This window comes from Bradyrhizobium sp. USDA 3311 (assembly GCF_054062495.1).
The window spans coordinates 5,017,405-5,035,249 of the sequence record NZ_JBSSFI010000001.1; the positions used below are offsets into that span (position 1 = coordinate 5,017,405).

At 65.5% G+C, this 17,845-nt stretch carries 19 protein-coding genes, 3 tRNA genes and 1 pseudogene; 14 read left to right on the plus strand and 9 right to left on the minus strand.

Translation table 11 applies throughout. The annotated features are described in order from the left end of the window. The first annotated feature begins 27 nt into the window (after positions 1-27). Positions 28-441, plus strand: coding sequence for a GFA family protein (locus ACVWW6_RS23845; protein ID WP_456681467.1), 414 nt, complete (start codon positions 28-30; stop codon positions 439-441). A gap of 19 nt (positions 442-460) precedes the next feature. Here the strand turns inward: ACVWW6_RS23845 and ACVWW6_RS23850 are convergent. Next, a tRNA-Thr gene (locus tag ACVWW6_RS23850) sits at positions 461-535 on the minus strand. 163 nt (positions 536-698) lie between these two features. Continuing rightward, positions 699-1,151: a hypothetical protein gene (locus tag ACVWW6_RS23855; protein WP_011088250.1), complete on the minus strand. Its 453-nt coding sequence runs from the start codon at positions 1,149-1,151 to the stop codon at positions 699-701. Between the two features lie 306 nt (positions 1,152-1,457). On the opposite strand from ACVWW6_RS23855, the gene ACVWW6_RS23860 reads away from it, so the two are divergent. Together ACVWW6_RS23860 and ACVWW6_RS23865 are read left to right on the plus strand one after the other, a co-directional pair. Continuing rightward, positions 1,458-1,943 carry a hypothetical protein gene (locus tag ACVWW6_RS23860; protein WP_011088249.1) on the plus strand — a complete coding sequence of 162 codons (486 nt, stop codon included), beginning with the start codon at positions 1,458-1,460 and terminating at the stop codon, positions 1,941-1,943. Between the two features lie 44 nt (positions 1,944-1,987). Further along, positions 1,988-2,467, plus strand: a complete 480-nt coding sequence (locus tag ACVWW6_RS23865; RefSeq protein WP_028175994.1) for a hypothetical protein — start codon at positions 1,988-1,990, stop codon at positions 2,465-2,467. Positions 2,468-2,582: 115 nt separating this feature from the next. On the opposite strand, the gene rlmB is transcribed toward ACVWW6_RS23865, so the two are convergent. Continuing rightward, entirely contained in the window at positions 2,583-3,413 is an 831-nt protein-coding gene (gene rlmB / locus ACVWW6_RS23870; protein ID WP_060908009.1) for a 23S rRNA (guanosine(2251)-2'-O)-methyltransferase RlmB, read from the minus strand. 206 nt (positions 3,414-3,619) lie between these two features. Between rlmB and ACVWW6_RS23875 the strand changes: the two genes are divergently transcribed. Next, positions 3,620-3,705: transfer RNA gene (locus tag ACVWW6_RS23875), tRNA-Tyr, on the plus strand. 111 nt (positions 3,706-3,816) lie between these two features. Here ACVWW6_RS23875 and ACVWW6_RS23880 read toward each other — a convergent pair. Continuing rightward, entirely contained in the window at positions 3,817-4,848 is a 1,032-nt protein-coding gene (locus ACVWW6_RS23880) for an LLM class flavin-dependent oxidoreductase (RefSeq protein WP_304547281.1), read from the minus strand. A gap of 140 nt (positions 4,849-4,988) precedes the next feature. Then, a complete protein-coding gene (locus tag ACVWW6_RS23885; RefSeq protein ID WP_110116421.1) occupies positions 4,989-5,912 on the minus strand; it encodes a LysR family transcriptional regulator in 924 nt (307 codons plus the stop codon). A gap of 114 nt (positions 5,913-6,026) precedes the next feature. On the opposite strand from ACVWW6_RS23885, the gene ACVWW6_RS23890 reads away from it, so the two are divergent. Genes ACVWW6_RS23890 through ACVWW6_RS23900 form a run of 3 tightly spaced genes read left to right on the plus strand, consistent with a single transcriptional unit; the run spans position 6,027 to position 9,145 of the window. Beyond that, positions 6,027-7,385, plus strand: a complete 1,359-nt coding sequence (locus tag ACVWW6_RS23890) for an MFS transporter (protein ID WP_456681468.1) — start codon at positions 6,027-6,029, stop codon at positions 7,383-7,385. Further along, positions 7,382-7,885, plus strand: coding sequence for a GAF domain-containing protein (locus ACVWW6_RS23895; protein ID WP_097532325.1), 504 nt, complete (start codon positions 7,382-7,384; stop codon positions 7,883-7,885). The genes ACVWW6_RS23890 and ACVWW6_RS23895 overlap by 4 nt, the downstream gene beginning before the upstream one ends. A gap of 12 nt (positions 7,886-7,897) precedes the next feature. Continuing rightward, on the plus strand, positions 7,898-9,145 hold the full coding sequence (locus ACVWW6_RS23900; RefSeq protein ID WP_456681469.1) for an amidohydrolase family protein: 1,248 nt from the start codon (positions 7,898-7,900) through the stop codon (positions 9,143-9,145). Between the two features lie 6 nt (positions 9,146-9,151). Here the strand turns inward: ACVWW6_RS23900 and ACVWW6_RS23905 are convergent, their stop codons facing one another. Beyond that, positions 9,152-11,209 carry an ATP-dependent helicase gene (locus ACVWW6_RS23905; protein ID WP_456681470.1) on the minus strand — a complete coding sequence of 686 codons (2,058 nt, stop codon included), beginning with the start codon at positions 11,207-11,209 and terminating at the stop codon, positions 9,152-9,154. A 128-nt stretch (positions 11,210-11,337) separates the two neighbouring features. Between ACVWW6_RS23905 and ACVWW6_RS23910 the strand changes: the two genes are divergently transcribed. After that, positions 11,338-11,928 carry a TMEM175 family protein gene (locus tag ACVWW6_RS23910; RefSeq protein ID WP_097532322.1) on the plus strand — a complete coding sequence of 197 codons (591 nt, stop codon included), beginning with the start codon at positions 11,338-11,340 and terminating at the stop codon, positions 11,926-11,928. A gap of 15 nt (positions 11,929-11,943) precedes the next feature. Here ACVWW6_RS23910 and ACVWW6_RS23915 read toward each other — a convergent pair whose 3' ends face one another. Next, the gene (locus ACVWW6_RS23915) at positions 11,944-12,318 is read right to left on the minus strand and encodes a YciI family protein (RefSeq protein ID WP_028176003.1); all 375 of its coding nucleotides are present in this window, start codon (positions 12,316-12,318) and stop codon (positions 11,944-11,946) included. Positions 12,319-12,519: 201 nt separating this feature from the next. Here ACVWW6_RS23915 and ACVWW6_RS23920 point away from each other — a divergent pair, with 201 nt between their 5' ends. Beyond that, on the plus strand, positions 12,520-12,705 hold the full coding sequence (locus ACVWW6_RS23920; protein ID WP_027549099.1) for a hypothetical protein: 186 nt from the start codon (positions 12,520-12,522) through the stop codon (positions 12,703-12,705). Positions 12,706-12,744: 39 nt separating this feature from the next. After that, a complete protein-coding gene (locus ACVWW6_RS23925) occupies positions 12,745-12,948 on the plus strand; it encodes a hypothetical protein (RefSeq protein ID WP_011088238.1) in 204 nt (67 codons plus the stop codon). Between the two features lie 9 nt (positions 12,949-12,957). Here ACVWW6_RS23925 and ACVWW6_RS23930 read toward each other — a convergent pair whose 3' ends face one another. Beyond that, positions 12,958-13,671 carry a substrate-binding periplasmic protein gene (locus ACVWW6_RS23930; protein WP_162603600.1) on the minus strand — a complete coding sequence of 238 codons (714 nt, stop codon included), beginning with the start codon at positions 13,669-13,671 and terminating at the stop codon, positions 12,958-12,960. A gap of 538 nt (positions 13,672-14,209) precedes the next feature. On the opposite strand from ACVWW6_RS23930, the pseudogene ACVWW6_RS23935 reads away from it, so the two are divergent. From ACVWW6_RS23935 to ACVWW6_RS23950, 4 genes and pseudogenes are all read left to right on the plus strand, one after another. Continuing rightward, positions 14,210-14,506 (plus strand): annotated as a pseudogene (locus tag ACVWW6_RS23935) (ATP-binding protein); the annotation flags it as partial. Between the two features lie 535 nt (positions 14,507-15,041). Next, positions 15,042-16,412: an ATP-binding protein gene (locus ACVWW6_RS23940; protein ID WP_456681471.1), complete on the plus strand. Its 1,371-nt coding sequence runs from the start codon at positions 15,042-15,044 to the stop codon at positions 16,410-16,412. A 318-nt stretch (positions 16,413-16,730) separates the two neighbouring features. Next, positions 16,731-16,804 (plus strand) — tRNA-Gly (locus ACVWW6_RS23945). A 376-nt stretch (positions 16,805-17,180) separates the two neighbouring features. Next, on the plus strand, positions 17,181-17,390 hold the full coding sequence (locus tag ACVWW6_RS23950) for a hypothetical protein (protein ID WP_011088234.1): 210 nt from the start codon (positions 17,181-17,183) through the stop codon (positions 17,388-17,390). A gap of 117 nt (positions 17,391-17,507) precedes the next feature. Here ACVWW6_RS23950 and ACVWW6_RS23955 read toward each other — a convergent pair whose 3' ends face one another. Continuing rightward, positions 17,508-17,747, minus strand: a complete 240-nt coding sequence (locus tag ACVWW6_RS23955) for a hypothetical protein (protein WP_456681472.1) — start codon at positions 17,745-17,747, stop codon at positions 17,508-17,510. Positions 17,748-17,845 lie beyond the last annotated feature (98 nt).

Consider the following 17,845-nt stretch of genomic DNA (forward strand, 5'->3'; position numbering starts at 1 on the left):
CCGGCCAACCCAGAGGAAGGAATTTCGATGATCGACGCCCGATGTAATTGCGGCGCTCTTGCGCTGTCGCTTCCGGGGCCATCAAGCCTCGTCGCTGCCTGCCATTGCATTGACTGCCAGCGGCGAACAGGCGCGCCGTTCGGTGTCGGTGCCTTCTATCCGGCAGAGGCCGTCACGATCTCAGGCGCGTCGAAGGAATACGTCCGCACAGCCGCAAGCGGCGGCAAGGTCTGCAACTATTTTTGTCCCGACTGCGGTTCAACGGTCTGGTGGAAACCCGACAATCTGCCTGCGATGATCGGCGTCGCCGTTGGCGCCATCGCGGATCCAAACTATCCGGCACCGATCAGATCGGTTTTCGAGCAGTCGAAACATGCCTGGGTGGAAATCACCGGCGCCCAGCATTTCCAGCAGAGCAGCGCGCAGAAGAATTCGGACTGAGTGCTCCCGCCTCGAGCGCTGGTGCCGGCTGAGGGGATTGAACCCCCGACCTTCGGTTTACAAAACCGCTGCTCTACCGCTGAGCTAAGCCGGCGACGCGGGGCAGGGCTCGGCATGTGCCGGAGCTGTCCGCCCGCTCGGGCGTCGCAATATCAGACTTGGTCGGAAAGTGCCAGAACCTGGCAGTGGCGTTTCGCCGGCAAGAAACAGGCGGCCCGTCGGGCCGCCTGCAAGCTTTCAGCCTGATGGCCGGGGCCTTACTGGCAGAGGTGCCGCCGTCCGTCTTCGCCCTTGAACCATGTGCCGGGTCTGCACACGATGCCGTTGCGGGCTGCGTAGGCGTCCCAGTTGCCGTACCAGGCGGGGCCGCCGCTGTCATAGCGCGCGTAGGAATTGCCCCAGCCCTGGAACGGTGCAGCCGCAATCGTTGCGGCGGTGCCGACTGCCGCACCAGCCACCGCGCCCGCGGTGTCGAGCGGCCAGAAGCCCGATTGTGTTCCATCATTCGGATTCACTTGGCCGCGGGCCATGTGCCGGCGGCGATAGGCGCGGTCGGCGGTCGCATTGCCGGGACCGAGATTCTGGCAATTGGGATCCTGGAAGAGCCCCGTGCAGCGGCCCGAATTGTCGACTGTCGCTTGCGCGAAGGCCGGTGTTGCCAGCGTGGACGCGACGATCGCGGCCAAGCCAAGAAGCTTCAGGCTCGTCATGGCATTTTCTCCATGTTGTTGAGACCTGTGCTAAGTGCGGCATCTGGTAGTCGTTCCGCGGATTCTCGCACGCGGGGTCACATCGACGTGAGCCCGCCCAGGATGTGCAGTTTGTGCCACGCAACCTTGCGCGCTCCGGCACGTGCGGCGAGCTTGCGCCGCGTTAACGCTTCGCTAGCGCAGCTTGCGGCATTTGAGCGGCCCGCGCCCCTTGCGCGTTAGGCTTACCGGCATTTGGTGAGCCGGCCTTAACCCTCTCTGTGCCGCGATCGGTTAGGTTGTGTTCCAGACAACCGGGATCCCACCATGCGCGCTCTGGCGCTCGCAGCCTTTCTGATCGGACTGCCCGCGACGGCGTTTGCCGGCGGCGGCTTCGATATCGTCGTGCCCGGCCGCCCCGGCGTGCCGATCATCATCAATGGCATCGACGCGTCCTATAGCGTCGTCGAAGGTGTCTGGGGCCTCGGCAAGAACGTCCAGGTGCAGCCGACGATCTATGGCGGACGCTATATCGCCGAGCGGCAGCCCGACGACGTCGGCCATTATTATCCGACACTGGGCCTGCGGCCCGGCTACGGCCGGCTCGAGGTCGAGCCGCCCGCGAACCGCAGATTGCCGAAGCCGGCCGAGAGCTACCACCAGAGCTGGGGCGCGCAATCGGCGCCGCTGCCGCCGCAGATGGACGTGCCCGCCGATCCGCCGCCGGTGATCCTGGCGCCGGAGATCAATGTGAATCCGCAGCATCGTCGGCCCCGGCCGCGTGCCGAGGTGCCCGGCAAGCCGCCGGGTTAAGAAACGTCAAAAATCCGAGATACGGAAATCAACAGGAGAGAGTAATGCGTCAGATGATTTCGGGACTGGTCGCGGCGGCTGCCGTGATGTTCGTCGGGGCCGCGCCGGCCGCGGCTTGCGGCTTCAATCCGTGCCAGCCGGTTGCGCCCGTCTATTCCGGCTGCAACACCGGTTGCGGTGGTTACGGCTATGGCTATGGCGCCTATGAGCGTCTCGCCGAGCCGACCACGCAGTATTACTACGTCAACCAGGGCCCGACCTACACCGGCCCGGGCGCCTTCGCGCCGTATCCGACCTATCGTGAGGACGCGGTCGTCGCCCCCGCCAACTATGGTTATGGCTATCGCGCCGCCGCCTATCCCTATCACCGCCCGTACTACCGTCCGTATCGCTACGGCTATGGCCCGCGCTACGGCTATCTGCCGCGCGTGCATTACGGCTACGGCCCGCGCTATGGTTACGCCCATCGCCACGCGCCCGCGCCGTACTATGGCGGCCACCGCGTGCTGCGCCGCTACTACTGATCACTTGATCGGTTGAGTTTTTCGAAGCGCCCGTCCGCGTCATGCGGACGGGCGTTTCTTGTTTGTGTCTCTTCGCTTGCGGGGCGAGGGAGCGTAGTTGCGTCCGCGGCCGCAGCTACCGCTTCATCAGCCCGAGCCGGCTCGCGCCGACATAGAGCGAGAGCGCGGCTGCGTTGGAGACGTTGAGGCTCTTGATCTCGCCGGGCATGTCGAGCCGCGCCACGACGCTGCAGGTCTCGCGCGTCAATTGCCGCAGGCCTTTTCCTTCCGCGCCGAGCACGAGCGCCAGCGGTTCGCGCAGTGCGACGTTTGAGAGGTCCTCGCTGCCTTCGCTGTCGAGGCCGACGGTCTGGAAGCCGCGCTCGTTCAGCGCGGTCAGCGCGCGGGCGAGGTTTTGCACCGTCACGACGGGCACCAGCTCGAGCGCGCCGGAGGCGGCTTTCGCGAGCACGCCGGTCGCTTCCGGGCTGTGGCGCGCGGTGGTGACGATCGCCTTCACCGCGAAGGCCGCGGCGGAGCGCAGGATGGCGCCGACATTGTGCGGATCGGTGATCTGGTCGAGCACCAGCACCATGCCCTCCGGCGTCAAGGTCTCGATGTCGGGTGAGAGCAGGGGATCGGCCTCGGCGAGCAGGCCCTGATGCACGGCGTCGGGCGACAGCAGGCGGTCGATCTCCTGGGGCCGGACGATCTCGGGCGTGACGCGGGTCTCGATATTCTCTTCGGCGAGGCGCCTTGCGGCGTTCTCGGTCAGCGTCAGCTTGCGGATCCGCCGCGCCGGGTTTTGCAGCGCCATGGTGACGCTGTGCCAGCCATAGAGGATGACCGGCCCGTCGGATGCCGAATCACGATCGCGCCAGGCCGGCCGGCCGGCCGATTTCCCGGGCCTGTTGAAGGGCTTAGCCCCGCCGCGGGAGCCCTTGGAGGTGAATTTTCGATCCTTCATGGGCTCGCTTGTGTCACGGGTCCCGGAATATGGCAATTTGAGCGCCTGCGAGGGCGATTTTAGCTGTTCGCCTCGGTTGACTTTGCCCCACCGCATCGCCCATAAACGCGCCCGGTCGCGCCCCCATCCGGGCTGTCGCGGCCTTCACGTTCCATGGCCGTTCTCGGTCGCCGGCAAGGTCCGGCCCGATTGTGCTGCCGTCGAGCGGGGGAGTGTCCCGAGTGGCAAAGGGAGCTGACTGTAAATCAGCCGCCTCATGGCTTCGCAGGTTCGAGTCCTGCCTCCCCCACCACGCTTCGCCCTTCGGGCTACGCGTGGCGTAGCCACGTGATGCCTGAAAGGCAAAGCGTGGTGTCCGGCGAAGCCCGCAGGGCGAAGACGGACTGAGGCGAACGTCGCTATCTTACCCCATCATCTCCCGCACCATCGGCACCACCTTGCGCCCATAAAGCTCGATACTCTTCATCAGCTTCTCGTGCGGCAGGGGGCCGGCCGAATATTTCAACTGAAACCGTGAAATCCCGAGCGCCTTCGCGGTCGCCGCGATCTTGCGCGCCACGGTTTCCGGCGAGCCGACATAGAGCGAGCCGTGCTCGGCTTCGTTCACGAACTCGTCGCGGCCCATCGGCGGCCAGCCGCGTTCCTTGCCGATGCGATCGCGCATGGCCTTGTAGTCGGGCCAGAGCTCCTCGCGCGCCTCTCCATCCGTTTCCGCGACATAGCCGGGCGAGTGCACGCCGATCGGCTGGGCCGGGCGGCCGAATTCCTTGAAGGCGCGGTGATAGAGATCGACGTAAGGCGCAAAGCGCGCGGGATCGCCGCCGATGATCGCGAGCATCAAAGGCAGGTCGTAATGCGCCGCGCGCACCACCGATTGCGGGCTGCCGCCGACACCGATCCAGGTTTTGAGCTGGCCGTTCTCGACGGGGGGATAGACCAGCTGATCCTTCAGTGGCGGGCGCAGCTTGCCTTGCCATGTCACCGGCTTCTGCGACAGCAGCGCCGCGAACAGATCGAGCTTCTCCTCGAACAGCGCTTCGTAAGAACGCAGGTCGAAACCGAACAGCGGAAAGGATTCGGTAAAGGAACCGCGGCCGAGGATCACCTCGGCGCGCCCGTTGGAGAGCGCATCGAGCGTGGCAAAGCGCTGGAAGACGCGGATCGGATCGTCCGAGCTCAACACCGTCACGGCCGAGCCGAGATGGATGCGCCTGGTGCGCGATGCGATCGCGGCGAGCACGGTCTCGGGCGAGGAGATCGCAAAATCAGAACGGTGATGTTCGCCGAGGCCAATGAAGTCGAGGCCGAGTTCGTCGGCCAGCACCGCCTCATCGACGACGTTGCGGATCACCCGCGCATGGGAAAGCATGGCGCCGTCGGCGTCCCTGGTGACGTCGCCAAAGGTATCCAGTCCGAATTGAAGCGATGCGGTCATCGATCGGGTCTCTGCAGGACGCGGGCGGCGCCCGTCATGTGGGAGGAAATGGCTCGCCGTGCAGCTAGGGCGCGGAGGCCGCTTCGGCAATGCCGCTCCGGGAAAGGCACGGTTTCCGGTTTTGCATCACGCCGGCGGGTTCAATCGGATCTGGCGAACATCTCGACCAGGGTCTCGCGCAGCCAGCGCTGCGCCGGCACGGTGTCGTTGCGCTGGTGCCAGAACAGGCTGACGATGCGCGGCGGCGCCTGAAGCGGAAGCGGCATGGCGTGCAGCAACGGCGCATGCCTTGATTGCGAACGCAGGTCGCTCGGCAGCACGGCGATCAGGTCGGACTGGCGCACGACCTCGTAGGCGGCGCTGTAGTGATTGACGGTCGCGACCAGGTTGCGTGACAGCCCGCGCGAGGCGAGAAAGAGGTCGTAGGACGGCATGGTCTTGCCCGCGAGGCTCACATCGACGTGGCCCGCGTTGAGGAAAGTGCGCGTGCTGAGCCGCTTCATGCCCGCGAGCGGATGGCCGCGCCGCATGAAGCAGGCATAGTCGACGGTCCACAGCGAGCGCGAGCGAATGGCGGCCGGTTGTTGCGCCTCGTTGACATAGACGCTCATGACGCAGTCGACCCTGTTGTCCTCGAGCTGGTCGGCGATCTCCAGGATGGTGTTGGGGACGGTATGGACCCGCGCCTTGGGCGCGACCTTGCTGAGATGGCCGAGGAGGTCCGGCATCACGAGCGAGGAGACGTAGTCCGACATCGACAGGCTGAACTCGGTCTGCGCGCGGCCGGGATCGAACACCTGCTCATCGAGCGCACCACGCACGCTCTCCAGCGCCTCGCCGATCGGCTCCCACAGCACCACGGCGCGCTGGGTGGGACGGATGCCGGTGCCGGATCTCACGAATAGGGGATCGCCGAGCGCGTCGCGCAGCCGCGCCAGCGCATTGCTGACCGCGGGCTGGGTCATCGTCAGCGCGCTCGCCGCGCGCGTGACGCTACCCTCGGTCATCAGCGCCTCGAAGACTTTCAGGAGGTTAAGGTCGAGCGCACGGAACGACACGAACATTCACCATGGTGATATATTAGATCATGATTATAAATTATGACGATAATATCTCCTTGTCTATGGTTCCCCCCAGGGACACGCGGAGCGCCGGGCCGCCAGACTGAGGGGACTTTCATGTCGATGATATCGGCGCGCATCGAGCGCCTTCCGTTCGCACGCTTCCACACGCATCTGCTGCTGATGGGCGGGCTCGGCTACATGTTCGACGCGATGGATGCGGCGGTGCTGGCCTTCATCCTGCCGGTGCTGCGTACCGCGTGGAATCTGTCGAGCGTGCAGATCGGCGTGCTCGGCAGCAGCACCTATATCGGCTTCCTGTTCGGCGCGTTGCTGGCGGGCACGCTGGGTGACCTGATCGGCCGCCGCGCCGTGATGATGTCCGCGCTTGCGCTGTATTGCGCGGCGTCCATCGTGAGCGCGATGGTCGATACATGGCCGTCCTTCTTTGCCGCCCGCGTCGTCGCAGGCATGGGCACCGGCGCGGAGAGCGCGATCATCGCGCCCTATCTCGCGGAGTTCGTCGCGCGGCGCTACCGCGGCAGCTTCACCGGCGCACTGGCCGGCTTCTTCTCCTTCGGCTTCGTTGCGGCGGCGCTGCTCGGCTACTTCATCGTGCCCGCCTATGAGAACGGCTGGCGCATCGTGCTGGTCATCACCGCGGTGCCGGTCGTCATGCTGTTGTGGTGGCGCAGGGCCTTGCCCGAATCGCCGCGCTGGCTCGAAAGCCGCGGCAGGGAGAAGGAAGCCGAAGCCTTGCTGGACACGATCGAGGCGGGCTTTGCGCGCCAGGGCCATGCCCTGCCGCAGCCGGTCGTCGAAGCCGTCGCGCCGCAGGGCGCGACCGGAACGCTGCTCGCCAATTTCGCCGCACTCCTCGCAGGCCGTCAGGCGCGCATCACCATCATGACCTGGATCATGTGGCTGGCGATCACCTTCAGCTATTATTCCTTCTTCGTCTGGATCCCCGGCCTGCTGGTTCAGAACGGCATGAGCATCACCAAGAGCTTCGCCTATTCGATCGCGATCTATTGCGCGCAGATCCCCGGTTATTTCAGCGCCGCGTATTTCAACGAGCGTATCGGCCGGCAGGCGACGATCGCGACCTACATGGTGCTCGGCGGCGCCAGCGCGCTCGGGCTCGCCTTCGCGCAGAGCGACCAGCAGATCATGGCGGCGGGAATCTTCCTGTCCCTGTTCATGAACGGCACCTATGCGGGCGTCTATGCCTATACCGCCGAGGTGTTCCCGACGCCGGTCAGGACCACCGGTGCCGGCCTTGCCTCCGCGATCGGCCGCATCGGCGCGATCGTCTCGCCGATCCTGGTCGGCTATCTCTATCCCAATTTCGGCTTCGCCGGCGTGTTCGGCGTCACCACCACCGTGCTGCTGCTCGGGGCGGTGACCGTCGTGCTGATGGGCGTGCCGACCCGCGGCCGTTCGCTGGAAGAGATCGCGGCGGGTGAAGTTGCATGACGCGGACCAAACGCCAGGCCGATCCGCTGCTCTGTGCCGTCGCGGCGGCGCAGGGCAGGGTCGATCAGCCGGATGCGCTGTTCGCGGCGCTGGACGAAGCCGTGAAGTCGGCGATCGGGCACAAGCTGTTCACGATCCTGACCTATGACGGCGACAGCGGTGAAGCGGCGCGGATCTATTCCAATCTCCCCGGCCCATATCCGACCGGCGGACGCAAGCGCCTCGCGCCGGGCCCGTGGACCGAGGCCGTGCTCGATCGCGGCGAGGCCTATATCGGCCGCACACAGGCCGATCTGCGCATGGTGTTCTCCGACCACGAGCTGATCGCCTCGCTCGGCTGCGAGAGCGTGCTCAACATGCCTGTGCGCTGGCGCGGACGTACGCTCGGCTCGCTCAATCTGCTTCATGAGGCGGGCTGGTACGGCGAGGATGATGTCGCCGCGTGCCTTCCCTTTGCCCAGCTCACATTGCCGGCGTTGCTTGCGCCGGCCCACTTCTGACAGGACGCCGCGATGCCCAGCATCCTCTTCAAGAACGCCGCTCTGCTCGATCCGCTCCAGGCGGACCTGATGGACGGACATCACGTGCTGGTCGAAGACAATTTGATCAAGGAGGTCTCGGAACGGCCGCTCCAGGTCACCGCCGACCGGACCATCGATCTGAAGGGCAAGACGCTGATGCCCGGCCTGATCGACCTGCATGTGCATGCGGTGGCGGTCGAGCTCAATCTGGCGCAGCAGGTGCACATGCCCAACGTGCTGGTGACGCTGCGCTCGACCCTGCTGCTGCGCGGCATGCTGCGGCGTGGCTTCACCACCGTCCGCGATGCCGGCGGCGCCGGCCATGCGCTGAAGCAGGCGATCGAGACCGGCCTCACTGACGGCCCGCGGCTGTTCGTCTCCGGCCGCGCGCTCAGCCAGACCGGCGGCCACGGCGACATGCGGGCGCGCTCGGATTATCTGGCGAGTGACGCACCATGTCCGTGCTGCGTGCGGGTCGGCGCGCTGGCGCGCGTCGCCGACGGCGTCGACGGCGTGCGCAGGGCCGCGCGCGAGGAGCTCCAGATGGGCGCCGACCAGATCAAGATCATGGCCTCCGGCGGCGTGGCCTCGCCGACCGATCCGGTCGGCGCCTTCGGCTACTCCGAGGACGAGATCCGCGCCATCGTCGAGGAGGCGCGCGGGCGCCAGACTTATGTGCTCGCCCATGCCTACACCGCCGCCGCCATCGCGCGCGCGGTTCGCTGCGGCGTGCGTACCATCGAGCACGGCAATCTCGTCGACGAGCCGACCGCGCGCCTGATGGCCGAGAAGGGGGCCTATGTGGTGCCGACGCTCGTCACCTACGAGGCGCTGGCCAACGAGGGCGCGCAGTATGGCCTGCCGCCGGAGAGCGTCGCCAAGATCGCCGATGTCCGCGACGCGGGTCTCCGGTCGCTCGCGATCTATCGCGATGCCGGCGTGAAGATGGGGTTCGGCAGCGATTTGCTCGGGCCGTCCCAGCGTCTCCAGAGCGATGAATTCCGCATCCGCGCCGAGATTCTCGGCCCGCGCGCCGTCATCGCCAGCGCCACGGTGATTGGTGCCGAGGTGCTCGGCATGGAGGGCAAGCTCGGCCGGATCGCACCCGAGGCTCTCGCAGACCTGCTGGTGGTCGACGGCAATCCGCTGCGCGATGTCGCCTGCCTGCTCGGCCAGGGTGAGCACATTCCGCTGGTGCTGAAGGCCGGCAAGGTCCAGTTCGACAGGCTGAACGCGTAGTCGGCCTTACCGCCACATCCCGCGCATGCGCGCGCCGATGTCGATCTTCGGCCCTTGCGCCGCGTTACGGGCTCCGCCGGCGGCGGCTTTGGGCCAGGCGGTGCGCTCGAACAGATAGACCAGCTGCTCCGGGATGAAGCGGGTGCGCGAGGCGTAGACGTGGCGGTCGCCCTTGGCGGCCTGGCCGTGGGTGAAGAAGCGCTGCGGCACGATGAGATGGAGATCGTCTTTGGCGCGCGTCATCGCGACATAGAGCAGGCGGCGTTCCTCCTCGAGCTCGGCGCTGGTGCCGGCACCGAGATCGGAGGGCATGCAGCCGTCGACGACGTTGAGCACGAATACCGACTTCCATTCCTGGCCCTTGGCGGAATGGATGGTGGAGAGGATCAGATAGTCCTCGTCGCGGAGCGGTGGCCCGGATTTGTCGCTGGTCGCGTCCGGCGGATCGAGCGTGAGCTCGGTCAAAAACTTTTCGCGCGAGGCGTAGCCGCTCGCGATCTGCTCGAGCTGCATCAGATCGGCGCGACGCGTCTCCGACTCCTCGTGGATGCGGTCGAGATGCGGCTCGTACCAGAGCCGCACGCGCTCGAGATCCGCCGGCCATTCCGAATAGCGCAGATTCTGGGTCGTGCGGACGAAGTCGGTCCAGTCCGCGCCGGTGCGCGGCGGCACCGGGAGCTGGCCGAGTGCAGCAAGCGGATCGGCGCTCTCCGCCATCTGGTCGAGCACGCGCTGCGCGGTCGCGGGGCCGATGCCGGGCAACAGATGCAGGATGCGGAAGCCCGCAACGCGGTCGCGCGGGTTTTCGGCGAAGCGCAGCATCGCCAGCACATCCTTGACGTGCGCGGCGTCGAGAAACTTCAGCCCGCCGAACTTTACGAACGGGATGTTGCGGCGGGTCAGCTCGATTTCCAGCGGCCCCGAATGCGAGGACGTCCGGAACAGCACCGCCTGGTGCTTCAAAAGCGCGCCTTGCTCGCGGTTGGCCAGCACCGCGTCGACGATGTAGCGCGCTTGATCAGCCTCGTCGTGCACGGTGACGAGCTGCGGCTTTTGCGCGGAGGTGCGGTCGGTCCAGAGGTTCTTGGTGAAGCGCTCGCGTGCGAGGCCAATGACGCCGTTGGCCGCCGCCAGTACGGCTTGCGTCGAGCGGTAGTTGCGGTCGAGCGTGATCATCTCGGCGCGGGGCGAGAAGCTTTGCGGAAACTCCAGGATGTTGCGCACGGTGGCGGCGCGGAACGAGTAGATCGACTGCGCATCGTCGCCGACCACGGTGAGGCCGCGTCCGTCGGGCTTCAGCGCCAGCAGGATCGAGGATTGCAGGCGGTTGGTGTCCTGATATTCGTCGACCAGCACGTGATCGAAGCGGCCGCCGATCTCTTCGGCGATCAGCGCGTCGCTCATCATCTGCGACCAGTAGAGCAGGAGGTCGTCGTAATCGAGCACGTGCTGGGCCTGCTTGGCCTCGACGTAAGCCGCGAACAGGCCCTTCAGCTCGGCGGCCCAGCCCACGCACCAGGGATAGTGCTGTCCCAGCACCTTCTCGATCTCCATCTCGGCGTTGACGCAGCGGGAGTAGATCGACAGGCACGTGCCCTTGGCTGGAAAGCGGCTCTCGGTCTTGGACAGGCCGCGCTCGTGCCGAACCAAATTCATCAGGTCGGCGGAATCCTCGCGGTCGTGGATGGTGAAGGCGGGATCGACGCCGATCCGCTCGGCATATTCGCGCAAGAGGCGCGCGCCGATGCCATGGAACGTGCCGGCCCAGGTCAGCGCATCTCGCATGATCGCGGCGTTGTTCTCCCCGAGCACCTTTCGGGCGATCCGCTCGACGCGGCCGGCCATCTCGGCCGCGGCGCGGCGCGAGAACGTCATCAACAGGATGCGGCGCGGATCGGCACCCGCAACGATCAGATGGGCGACGCGATGGGCCAGCGTGTTGGTCTTGCCGGAGCCGGCACCGGCGATGACGAGCAGGGGCGCGCCCACGGTCGCGCCATCGGCCACGCCATGCTCGACGGCGCGGCGCTGCTCCGCATTGAGCGTGTCCAGATATGTTGCCACGAATCGCCCCGGTGAAACCGTGAGATTCGGCGATCTCCTCGCGAATCGCAATGCGGCTGGACGGAACCTTATTTAACACCTAGGGAAAAGACGGCCCAAGGTTCCAGCCCGAGAAGAGCGCGCCCGGCATGACCGAGCTCAAGCCCGACCAGTTCGAGATGCGGCGGCTGGAGTCGCTCAGCAACACCATTTTCGGCGTCGCCATGACGCTCCTGGCCTACGATCTGCCCAAGGCCGCCGTCTTCACCGGCGCACCCGGCTGGAGCGATCTCGCCCATGTCTATTCCGGCAAGCTTGCCGGCTTTGCGCTCAGCTTCATCATCGCCGGGGTGTTCTGGATCAGCCATCACCGGCGGCTGGCGCGCCAGCCGGTGGGCAGCCGCGGCGCGGTGATCCTCAACCTGTTCTTCCTGCTCTCGATCGTGCTGCTGCCGGTGACCAACGGCCTCTATACCAACTACGCCATGAGCAGCGCGGTTGCCGTGCTCTACGGCTTGCACCTAACCGCGATCGCCGGCCTCAATGCCTGGCTGTGGTGGACGATCCTGGGCGGCTGGCGCCATGAGATCATGGCATCGCTGTTTCCGCTGCTCGTGTTCATCCCGGGCACGATCGTGGCGGCGTTTGCGCCGCACGTCGCACCCTTCGTGTGGTTCATCGCCTTCGGCGGCCTGCTGATCCAGCGCTTCTACAGTGCGCAAGCCGAACCGGATGCGTAAGGTGGTCGCTTCCCCTTATGTCGCGCCGAACCCGTCGGCCGGCACATAAAGCTTGACCGGGCGGATTTCGTAGACGGCACTCGGATTGACCTGACGCAGCTTCCGTGCCGCCGCGATCGCCTCGTCATCCGTGTCGTATTCCACGAGGTGGAAGCCCAGAAGCTGCTCCTTGGTCTCGGCAAACGGGCCGTCCATCACCACGCCCGCGCCGGGGCCGCGCAAGGTGCGGGCCTTTCGGGTCTCGTCCAGACGGGCGGCCGGCCCAAGGTGTCCGCTTGCCCTGAGGGGCGCCTGAACCTCGATGACCTTGGCCACGACCGCGGCGTCCTCCTCCGGAGTCCAGGACAAGATCTCGTCTTCCACGTGATAGGCCAGGATGGCGTAGAGCATCGTCACCTCGTTTTTTTGCTGCGCGGGTCCAAAGGACGTATCACGACGGCCCGCGCCGACAATCCCCGAGCGCAAAATATTGCGTCGTGCAGGCCTCGACGAAACCGTCCTGAAACCCGATTACCGCCTTGCGGTGTGAACGCTGCCCAAAGCCGAGGCGACTGATGGCCACAAGAACACGGAAGGCCATCGGAGGCGGCAATGTCGGGTCACACCATCAAGATCATCTGCGACGCACGGCGGGCGGCACAATCGGAGCCCGCCGATTTGCACGACCAGAGCGGTCATCACCGCTATTACGGCAGCTCGGCCGAGAACGGCGGCGAACGCATCGTGGAGAGCCGCCGCGGCAAACGCCCGCGCGCGGTCAATGTCTGTGGCTTCTGAAGCCTTCTCTGAAGCTTTGGGCGAGACCGGTCTCCGCTGATGGGTGTCCTGCAAATATCGGTTGCCGCGCTGCCGTTCCTAGTTTCGCTGGCGAGCCGAAGCAGCAAGGCGATCGCGCCATGCCTGCTCGCGAGCATCTTCACAGTGCTGCTTGGCGAGGAGCCTCACCGGGCGGTCTTGGCCTGGTGTGTTGGCGTGCTGATCGCTGCTGTGGCGTTACGCGAACGGCTTCGCGCGACCTGAGCGGCGCTGTTACGGCGCGCTCAGGACCTGCTTGACGAGGGCCTCACGCAGCGCCGCCAGCTCACCGCTCGCCTCCATCTGCGCGATCACCTTGCCGACCTTCGGCACCAGATCGCGATGACGTTCGTGCAGGTAGTGGTAGATGTGGATGCGCTCGAGCGGCGGGGAGAGCGGGTAGATCCTGGCCTGGAGATTGAGCTTCCTCACCGCGACGAGTCCACTGAAGAGGTCGGTGACCATCACGTCGAAACGGTCGGCATCGAGCATCTGGATCATGTTCTCGAGGCTGGTGGTCGCCGTGACACGGGCCATGTCGCGGGTGCCGGCCTCCGATGAGCCGACGCCGCGGACGATGCCGATGTTGTAGTCCCTGATCGAATTCCAGCCGGCGACGTCGAAACGCAGTTTCGTCGTGAACACCGTGGGCTCGATGTAGTTGATCGCCGGCGTGACCTGGATCAGCGTCGGGTAGTCGCGCGAGAGCGTTCCGATCCGCTGGATTTCGCCGTCGACCTCGCCGGCGCTCGACAGCGCGAGTGCCCGCTTGCCGGGGACGTCCTCGAATTCGAGCCTGATGTTGAGCTTGGCGTAGACGGCCCGCAGCATCTCGCCGCCGACATATTGATCGGGGATGTCCGCGATGCGCGCCAGCCGGATCAGCTCCTGCGCCTGCGTTGGACCGGCTGCGAGCAACGACAGGCAGGCGATGGCCATCCGCCACATCACGCGTCTCCTTGGTCGTGCCTTGCTACCACTGGATTCGGAGGCCCGCGCGATCTACCGGGAGTGGCGCGCGCCTGCGCGCCAGCCGCAACGGCCATCACTCGCCGCCATGCAGGCGACTCCGGACTTTAACCGATGTTATTCTAGCACGCGAAGTGATAGTTTGCGCCGGAATCCTGCTGCTGGGCGCAAGATATGACCCCGCCGACCTCAAGCCGCCCATGGGCCGACAGGAATCGCCACGCGCATCGCGTGGAGGGGAAGTCTCAACGATCGAATTGCTCGCGACCGCTGCCGGCCGGAGCAGGATGCCGCCATTCCGGGGACGTGGTGCATGGGCAACGCAGGCGACGAGGATTCCAAGCGCGGCCGCGCCGTTGCCCCGGCGGCCGCGAAGCAGGATTTGAGCGGGATCGGCGCCGCGTTTGCGCCGGCGATGATCGGTGCGTTGCTGTCGCGGATTTTCAACTGGTCGCGCAGCGGCGTCGGGCCGCGCCTCCTGGCCGCCGTGCTGCTGTTCTCCTCAATCGTCACGCTGATGCTGACCGCGCTTCAGCTCTATCTCGACTATGACCGCGAGGTCGGCGTCATCGAGACGCGGCTCGACGAGATCGGCCGGAGCACCACCGGCAGCCTCGGCGAAAGCCTGTGGAATCTCGACCAGAACCAGCTCAAGCTCCAGCTCGACGGCATCCTGCGGCTGCCCGACATCCGCGCCGCCGAGGTGCGCGAGATCGCTGATCGCCCCAATCCGGTCCGTGTCGCGGTCGGCGAGCCGAACACCCGTTCGATCGTCACGCGCGATTACCCGCTGAACTACTCCGTGCAGGGCGCCGCGCGCCCGATCGGCGTGCTCCATGTCGAGGCGACGCTGAGCGAGGTCTATCAGCAATTGCTGCACCGTGCCCTGATCATCCTGGCAAGCCAGGCGGCGAAGACGTTCCTCGTCTCGCTGTTCATCATCTACATGTTCCATCTCCTGGTGACGCGGCACCTTGTTGCCATCGCCGACTTCGTCAGCAAGTACAGCCTGGTGCGGCCGCCGCCGCCTTTGCACCTGGAGCGCCGGCCGCCCTACGATGCGGACGAACTGGACAAGGTGATCGACGCCTTCAACGCCATGTGCGCCAATCTCGAGCGGGCCTATGGCGAGCTGCGTGAGGCCAATACGAATCTCGAGCGCGACCTGAAAATCCGCCAGCGCGCCGAAGGCGACGCGCGCGCGAGCGAGCAGCGCTTCCGCGACTATGCCGAGACCGCGTCCGACTGGTTCTGGGAGACCGGGCCGGATCATCGGTTCACCTACATATCCGACCGCGCAGGGGTCTTCGGCATGGACCATAAGGCGCTGATCGGCAAGCGCCGCACCGATGCCGCCTTCGACCACGACGCCGAGCCGGAGAAATGGCGCGCGCACATGGCGGTGCTGGATCGCCACGAGCCGTTTCCGGAAGTTCGAGTATCGCGGCCGCGATATGACCGGACGCGTGCGCCATTTCAGCGTCAACGGCCAGCCGGTATTCGCGGCCGACGGACGCTTCATGGGTTATCGCGGCTCCGCCACCGACCTCACCGAGCAGCACGAGACCGAGGAGCGGCTTCGCCAATCCCAGAAGATGGACGCGATCGGCCAGCTCACCGGCGGCGTCGCGCACGACTTCAACAACGTGCTCACCGTCATCACCGGCACCATCGAGATCATCCAGGAAGGGCTTGCGGACAGGCCCCAGTTCGCCGCGATCGCGCAGCTCATCGACGATGCGGCCGCGCGTGGCGCCGAGATCACCTCGCAGCTGCTGACCTTCGCGCGCCGCCAGCCGCTGGAGCCGCGCGAGATCGACGTCAACGCCCTCGTGGTCGAGACGGCGAAGCTGCTGAAGCCGATCCTGGGCGAGCATATCGAGATCGTGACCCGTCTCGCGGACGACGCCTGGTCCGCGATGGCGGATCCGTCGCAGCTCTCGTCCGCGATCGTCAATCTCGCCGTCAACGCGCGTGACGCGATGCCGGACGGCGGCAGGCTCACGCTCGAGACCGCGAACCGGGAGCTTGACGGCGTGCGCAGCGACGGCGACGTCATTCGCGGCGCCTTCGTGATGATTGCGGTGACCGACACCGGTCACGGCATCCCGGCCGACATCCGCGAGCGCGTGTTCGAGCCGTTCTTCACCACCAAGGGGGTCGGCCGCGGCACCGGGCTTGGGCTGAGCATGGTCTACGGCTTTGCCCGCCAGACCGGCGGCACCGTCGCGATCGAGAGCGAGGAGGGACAAGGCACGGTGATGCGGTTGTTCCTGCCGCGATCGGAGGGCGAGGCGGCAACCAGGACGGGATCGGCTCAGGCGCCCGCCGCGGCGCGCGGGCACGAGACGATACTCGTGGTCGAGGACGATCCGCTGGTGCAGGGCTATGTCATCGCCCAGCTCGGCAGCCTTGGCTATCGCACGCTCGTGGCCGGCGACGGCGCAGCCGCCCTCGCGCTGGTCGACCAGGGCGCCAGTTTCGACCTGCTGTTCACGGACATCATCATGCCCGGAGGCATGAACGGGCGGGAACTGGCCGAAGCCGTCCGGCTCCGGCGGCCGGGGGCGAGAGTGCTCTACACCTCCGGCTATACCGACAACACCATCGTCCACGAAGGACATCTCGATCCCGGCGTGGCGCTGCTTCAGAAGCCATACCGGAAGTCGGAGCTGTCGCAGAAGATTCGCGAGGTGCTTGCGGGCGAGCCGGCCGCCTGAGCGGCGCCCGCCCACGAAAAAGGCGCGGCGGGGAGGCCCCGTCGCGCCCGATTTCGTGCTCGCTGGTCCAGGGCTGAGAGCGCCCCGATGCCAAGCCTTGTTCAAAGCTTAGCGGGCGATCCCAGCGAGGTGACAGCGCTTGAGATAAGACACTGGATCACCTCCTTTCGTTGGTTTCGGGAGACTCCAATATAGGGCGAAATACCCGCGTCGTTAAGAGGTGGGGCGGGTGGCCGGGAACAAGCCCTTCGCGAAGCGGGAAAGACCGATCCGGGGCAGTTGAGGCCGCCGCGCGGCCGTGTTAGGGGAACGCGAGATGCGGGTGTAGCTCAATGGTAGAGCAGCAGCCTTCCAAGCTGAATACGAGGGTTCGATTCCCTTCACCCGCTCCAATGTTTTCAATGGCTTAGCGCGTCAAGAGTTTTCCATTCTGACAAGTCGCGCATTCTCATTCTGACAGACGTTCGCTTTCCTATCGCTTGTCTTGCGCGGCGCTTGACGCGTTTCACTTGCGCGTCTTGCTTTGCTTCATCGTCGTCATGCACATCAGGCGCCATGGCCGCTGCGTGACGTGTGCATCGAGAGGTCAAGAAAGACCTATTGAACGCAAATGTCAGCAGTCCTTCCACGGCGCACCAGATGACTGGAGCGAGGAACAGCCGCCCCGGCGATGATCAAGAGAAAGAGAGATGTGAGAGATCTCACACGGGAACTTCGAGTCTTGCACTAGTCAGAGCTTCTATTCTCTCAGAACCAACGGAGGTTCGCGTGAAGCTCCTGATGATCTCTGGCTTGGCCGTGTTCGCGGTTTTCGTGGCCGCGACGAATATGCTGCGATCGCATCCATTACCGGTAAGTCGCACATCGGTAGCAGGGATGCCGGTGCAAGAGATGCAAAGACAAGCGCAACAAGGCAAACTGCCGGTTGAAGATTTCGTAGATCGATCTCTTGTGTTTCCAAGGGGAACACAGGAGTAGACGCGTCTCAACCAATCGTGGCCGAGCTGGACGTCTTGGTCGGCTCGTATGTTCTCGAACGGCTATGCGCCAGCGGCTGGTCGGGTCGCGAGCGCAGCAATTGTCGCAGGCGCTGTCTCAAGGACCCATGAAAATCGGGTTGATCCCGATGGGATCGCCGAGCAGTCCCAGGGATTGAAGCTGCGCGCTGTGGATATCGATTTCAAGGACAGCCAAGAGCAGCGCTAACACGACGGCGATGTAGACGAGCAGTGCCGACGCATCCTGGCTGTCGGGATCGCGATTTCGCGGCGGCGACGCGCGAAAGTGCCACAACCGCGCGATGAGCTGCAGATAGGATTTCGGGTGTACTTGCATGTCCGGCCTCGCTCTCTGAGGCGCCTTTCGCAAGACTGCGACCACGTCGATCGCCAATCAAGGCGCCGCTTGTCGCACCTGGAACCGAATATGAGCTA

Bases quoted from the DNA above. Each gene is read 5' to 3' on its own strand.
- ACVWW6_RS23940 (WP_456681471.1), top strand. From the start codon at position 15,042: ATGCCGCCTTCGACCACGACGCCGAGCCGGAGAAATGGCGCGCGCACA.
- ACVWW6_RS23915 (WP_028176003.1), bottom strand. From the start codon at position 12,318: ATGCTCTACGCCATCCTGGCCTATCACGTGGAAGACGAGATCTTGTCC.
- ACVWW6_RS23925 (WP_011088238.1), top strand. From the start codon at position 12,745: ATGGGTGTCCTGCAAATATCGGTTGCCGCGCTGCCGTTCCTAGTTTCG.
- rlmB (WP_060908009.1), bottom strand. From the start codon at position 3,413: ATGAAGGATCGAAAATTCACCTCCAAGGGCTCCCGCGGCGGGGCTAAG.
- ACVWW6_RS23855 (WP_011088250.1), bottom strand. From the start codon at position 1,151: ATGACGAGCCTGAAGCTTCTTGGCTTGGCCGCGATCGTCGCGTCCACG.
- ACVWW6_RS23860 (WP_011088249.1), top strand. From the start codon at position 1,458: ATGCGCGCTCTGGCGCTCGCAGCCTTTCTGATCGGACTGCCCGCGACG.
- ACVWW6_RS23900 (WP_456681469.1), top strand. From the start codon at position 7,898: ATGCCCAGCATCCTCTTCAAGAACGCCGCTCTGCTCGATCCGCTCCAG.
- ACVWW6_RS23910 (WP_097532322.1), top strand. From the start codon at position 11,338: ATGACCGAGCTCAAGCCCGACCAGTTCGAGATGCGGCGGCTGGAGTCG.
- ACVWW6_RS23865 (WP_028175994.1), top strand. From the start codon at position 1,988: ATGCGTCAGATGATTTCGGGACTGGTCGCGGCGGCTGCCGTGATGTTC.
- ACVWW6_RS23890 (WP_456681468.1), top strand. From the start codon at position 6,027: ATGTCGATGATATCGGCGCGCATCGAGCGCCTTCCGTTCGCACGCTTC.
- ACVWW6_RS23885 (WP_110116421.1), bottom strand. From the start codon at position 5,912: ATGTTCGTGTCGTTCCGTGCGCTCGACCTTAACCTCCTGAAAGTCTTC.
- ACVWW6_RS23955 (WP_456681472.1), bottom strand. From the start codon at position 17,747: ATGCAAGTACACCCGAAATCCTATCTGCAGCTCATCGCGCGGTTGTGG.
- ACVWW6_RS23845 (WP_456681467.1), top strand. From the start codon at position 28: ATGATCGACGCCCGATGTAATTGCGGCGCTCTTGCGCTGTCGCTTCCG.
- ACVWW6_RS23920 (WP_027549099.1), top strand. From the start codon at position 12,520: ATGTCGGGTCACACCATCAAGATCATCTGCGACGCACGGCGGGCGGCA.
- ACVWW6_RS23880 (WP_304547281.1), bottom strand. From the start codon at position 4,848: ATGACCGCATCGCTTCAATTCGGACTGGATACCTTTGGCGACGTCACC.
- ACVWW6_RS23895 (WP_097532325.1), top strand. From the start codon at position 7,382: ATGACGCGGACCAAACGCCAGGCCGATCCGCTGCTCTGTGCCGTCGCG.
- ACVWW6_RS23930 (WP_162603600.1), bottom strand. From the start codon at position 13,671: ATGTGGCGGATGGCCATCGCCTGCCTGTCGTTGCTCGCAGCCGGTCCA.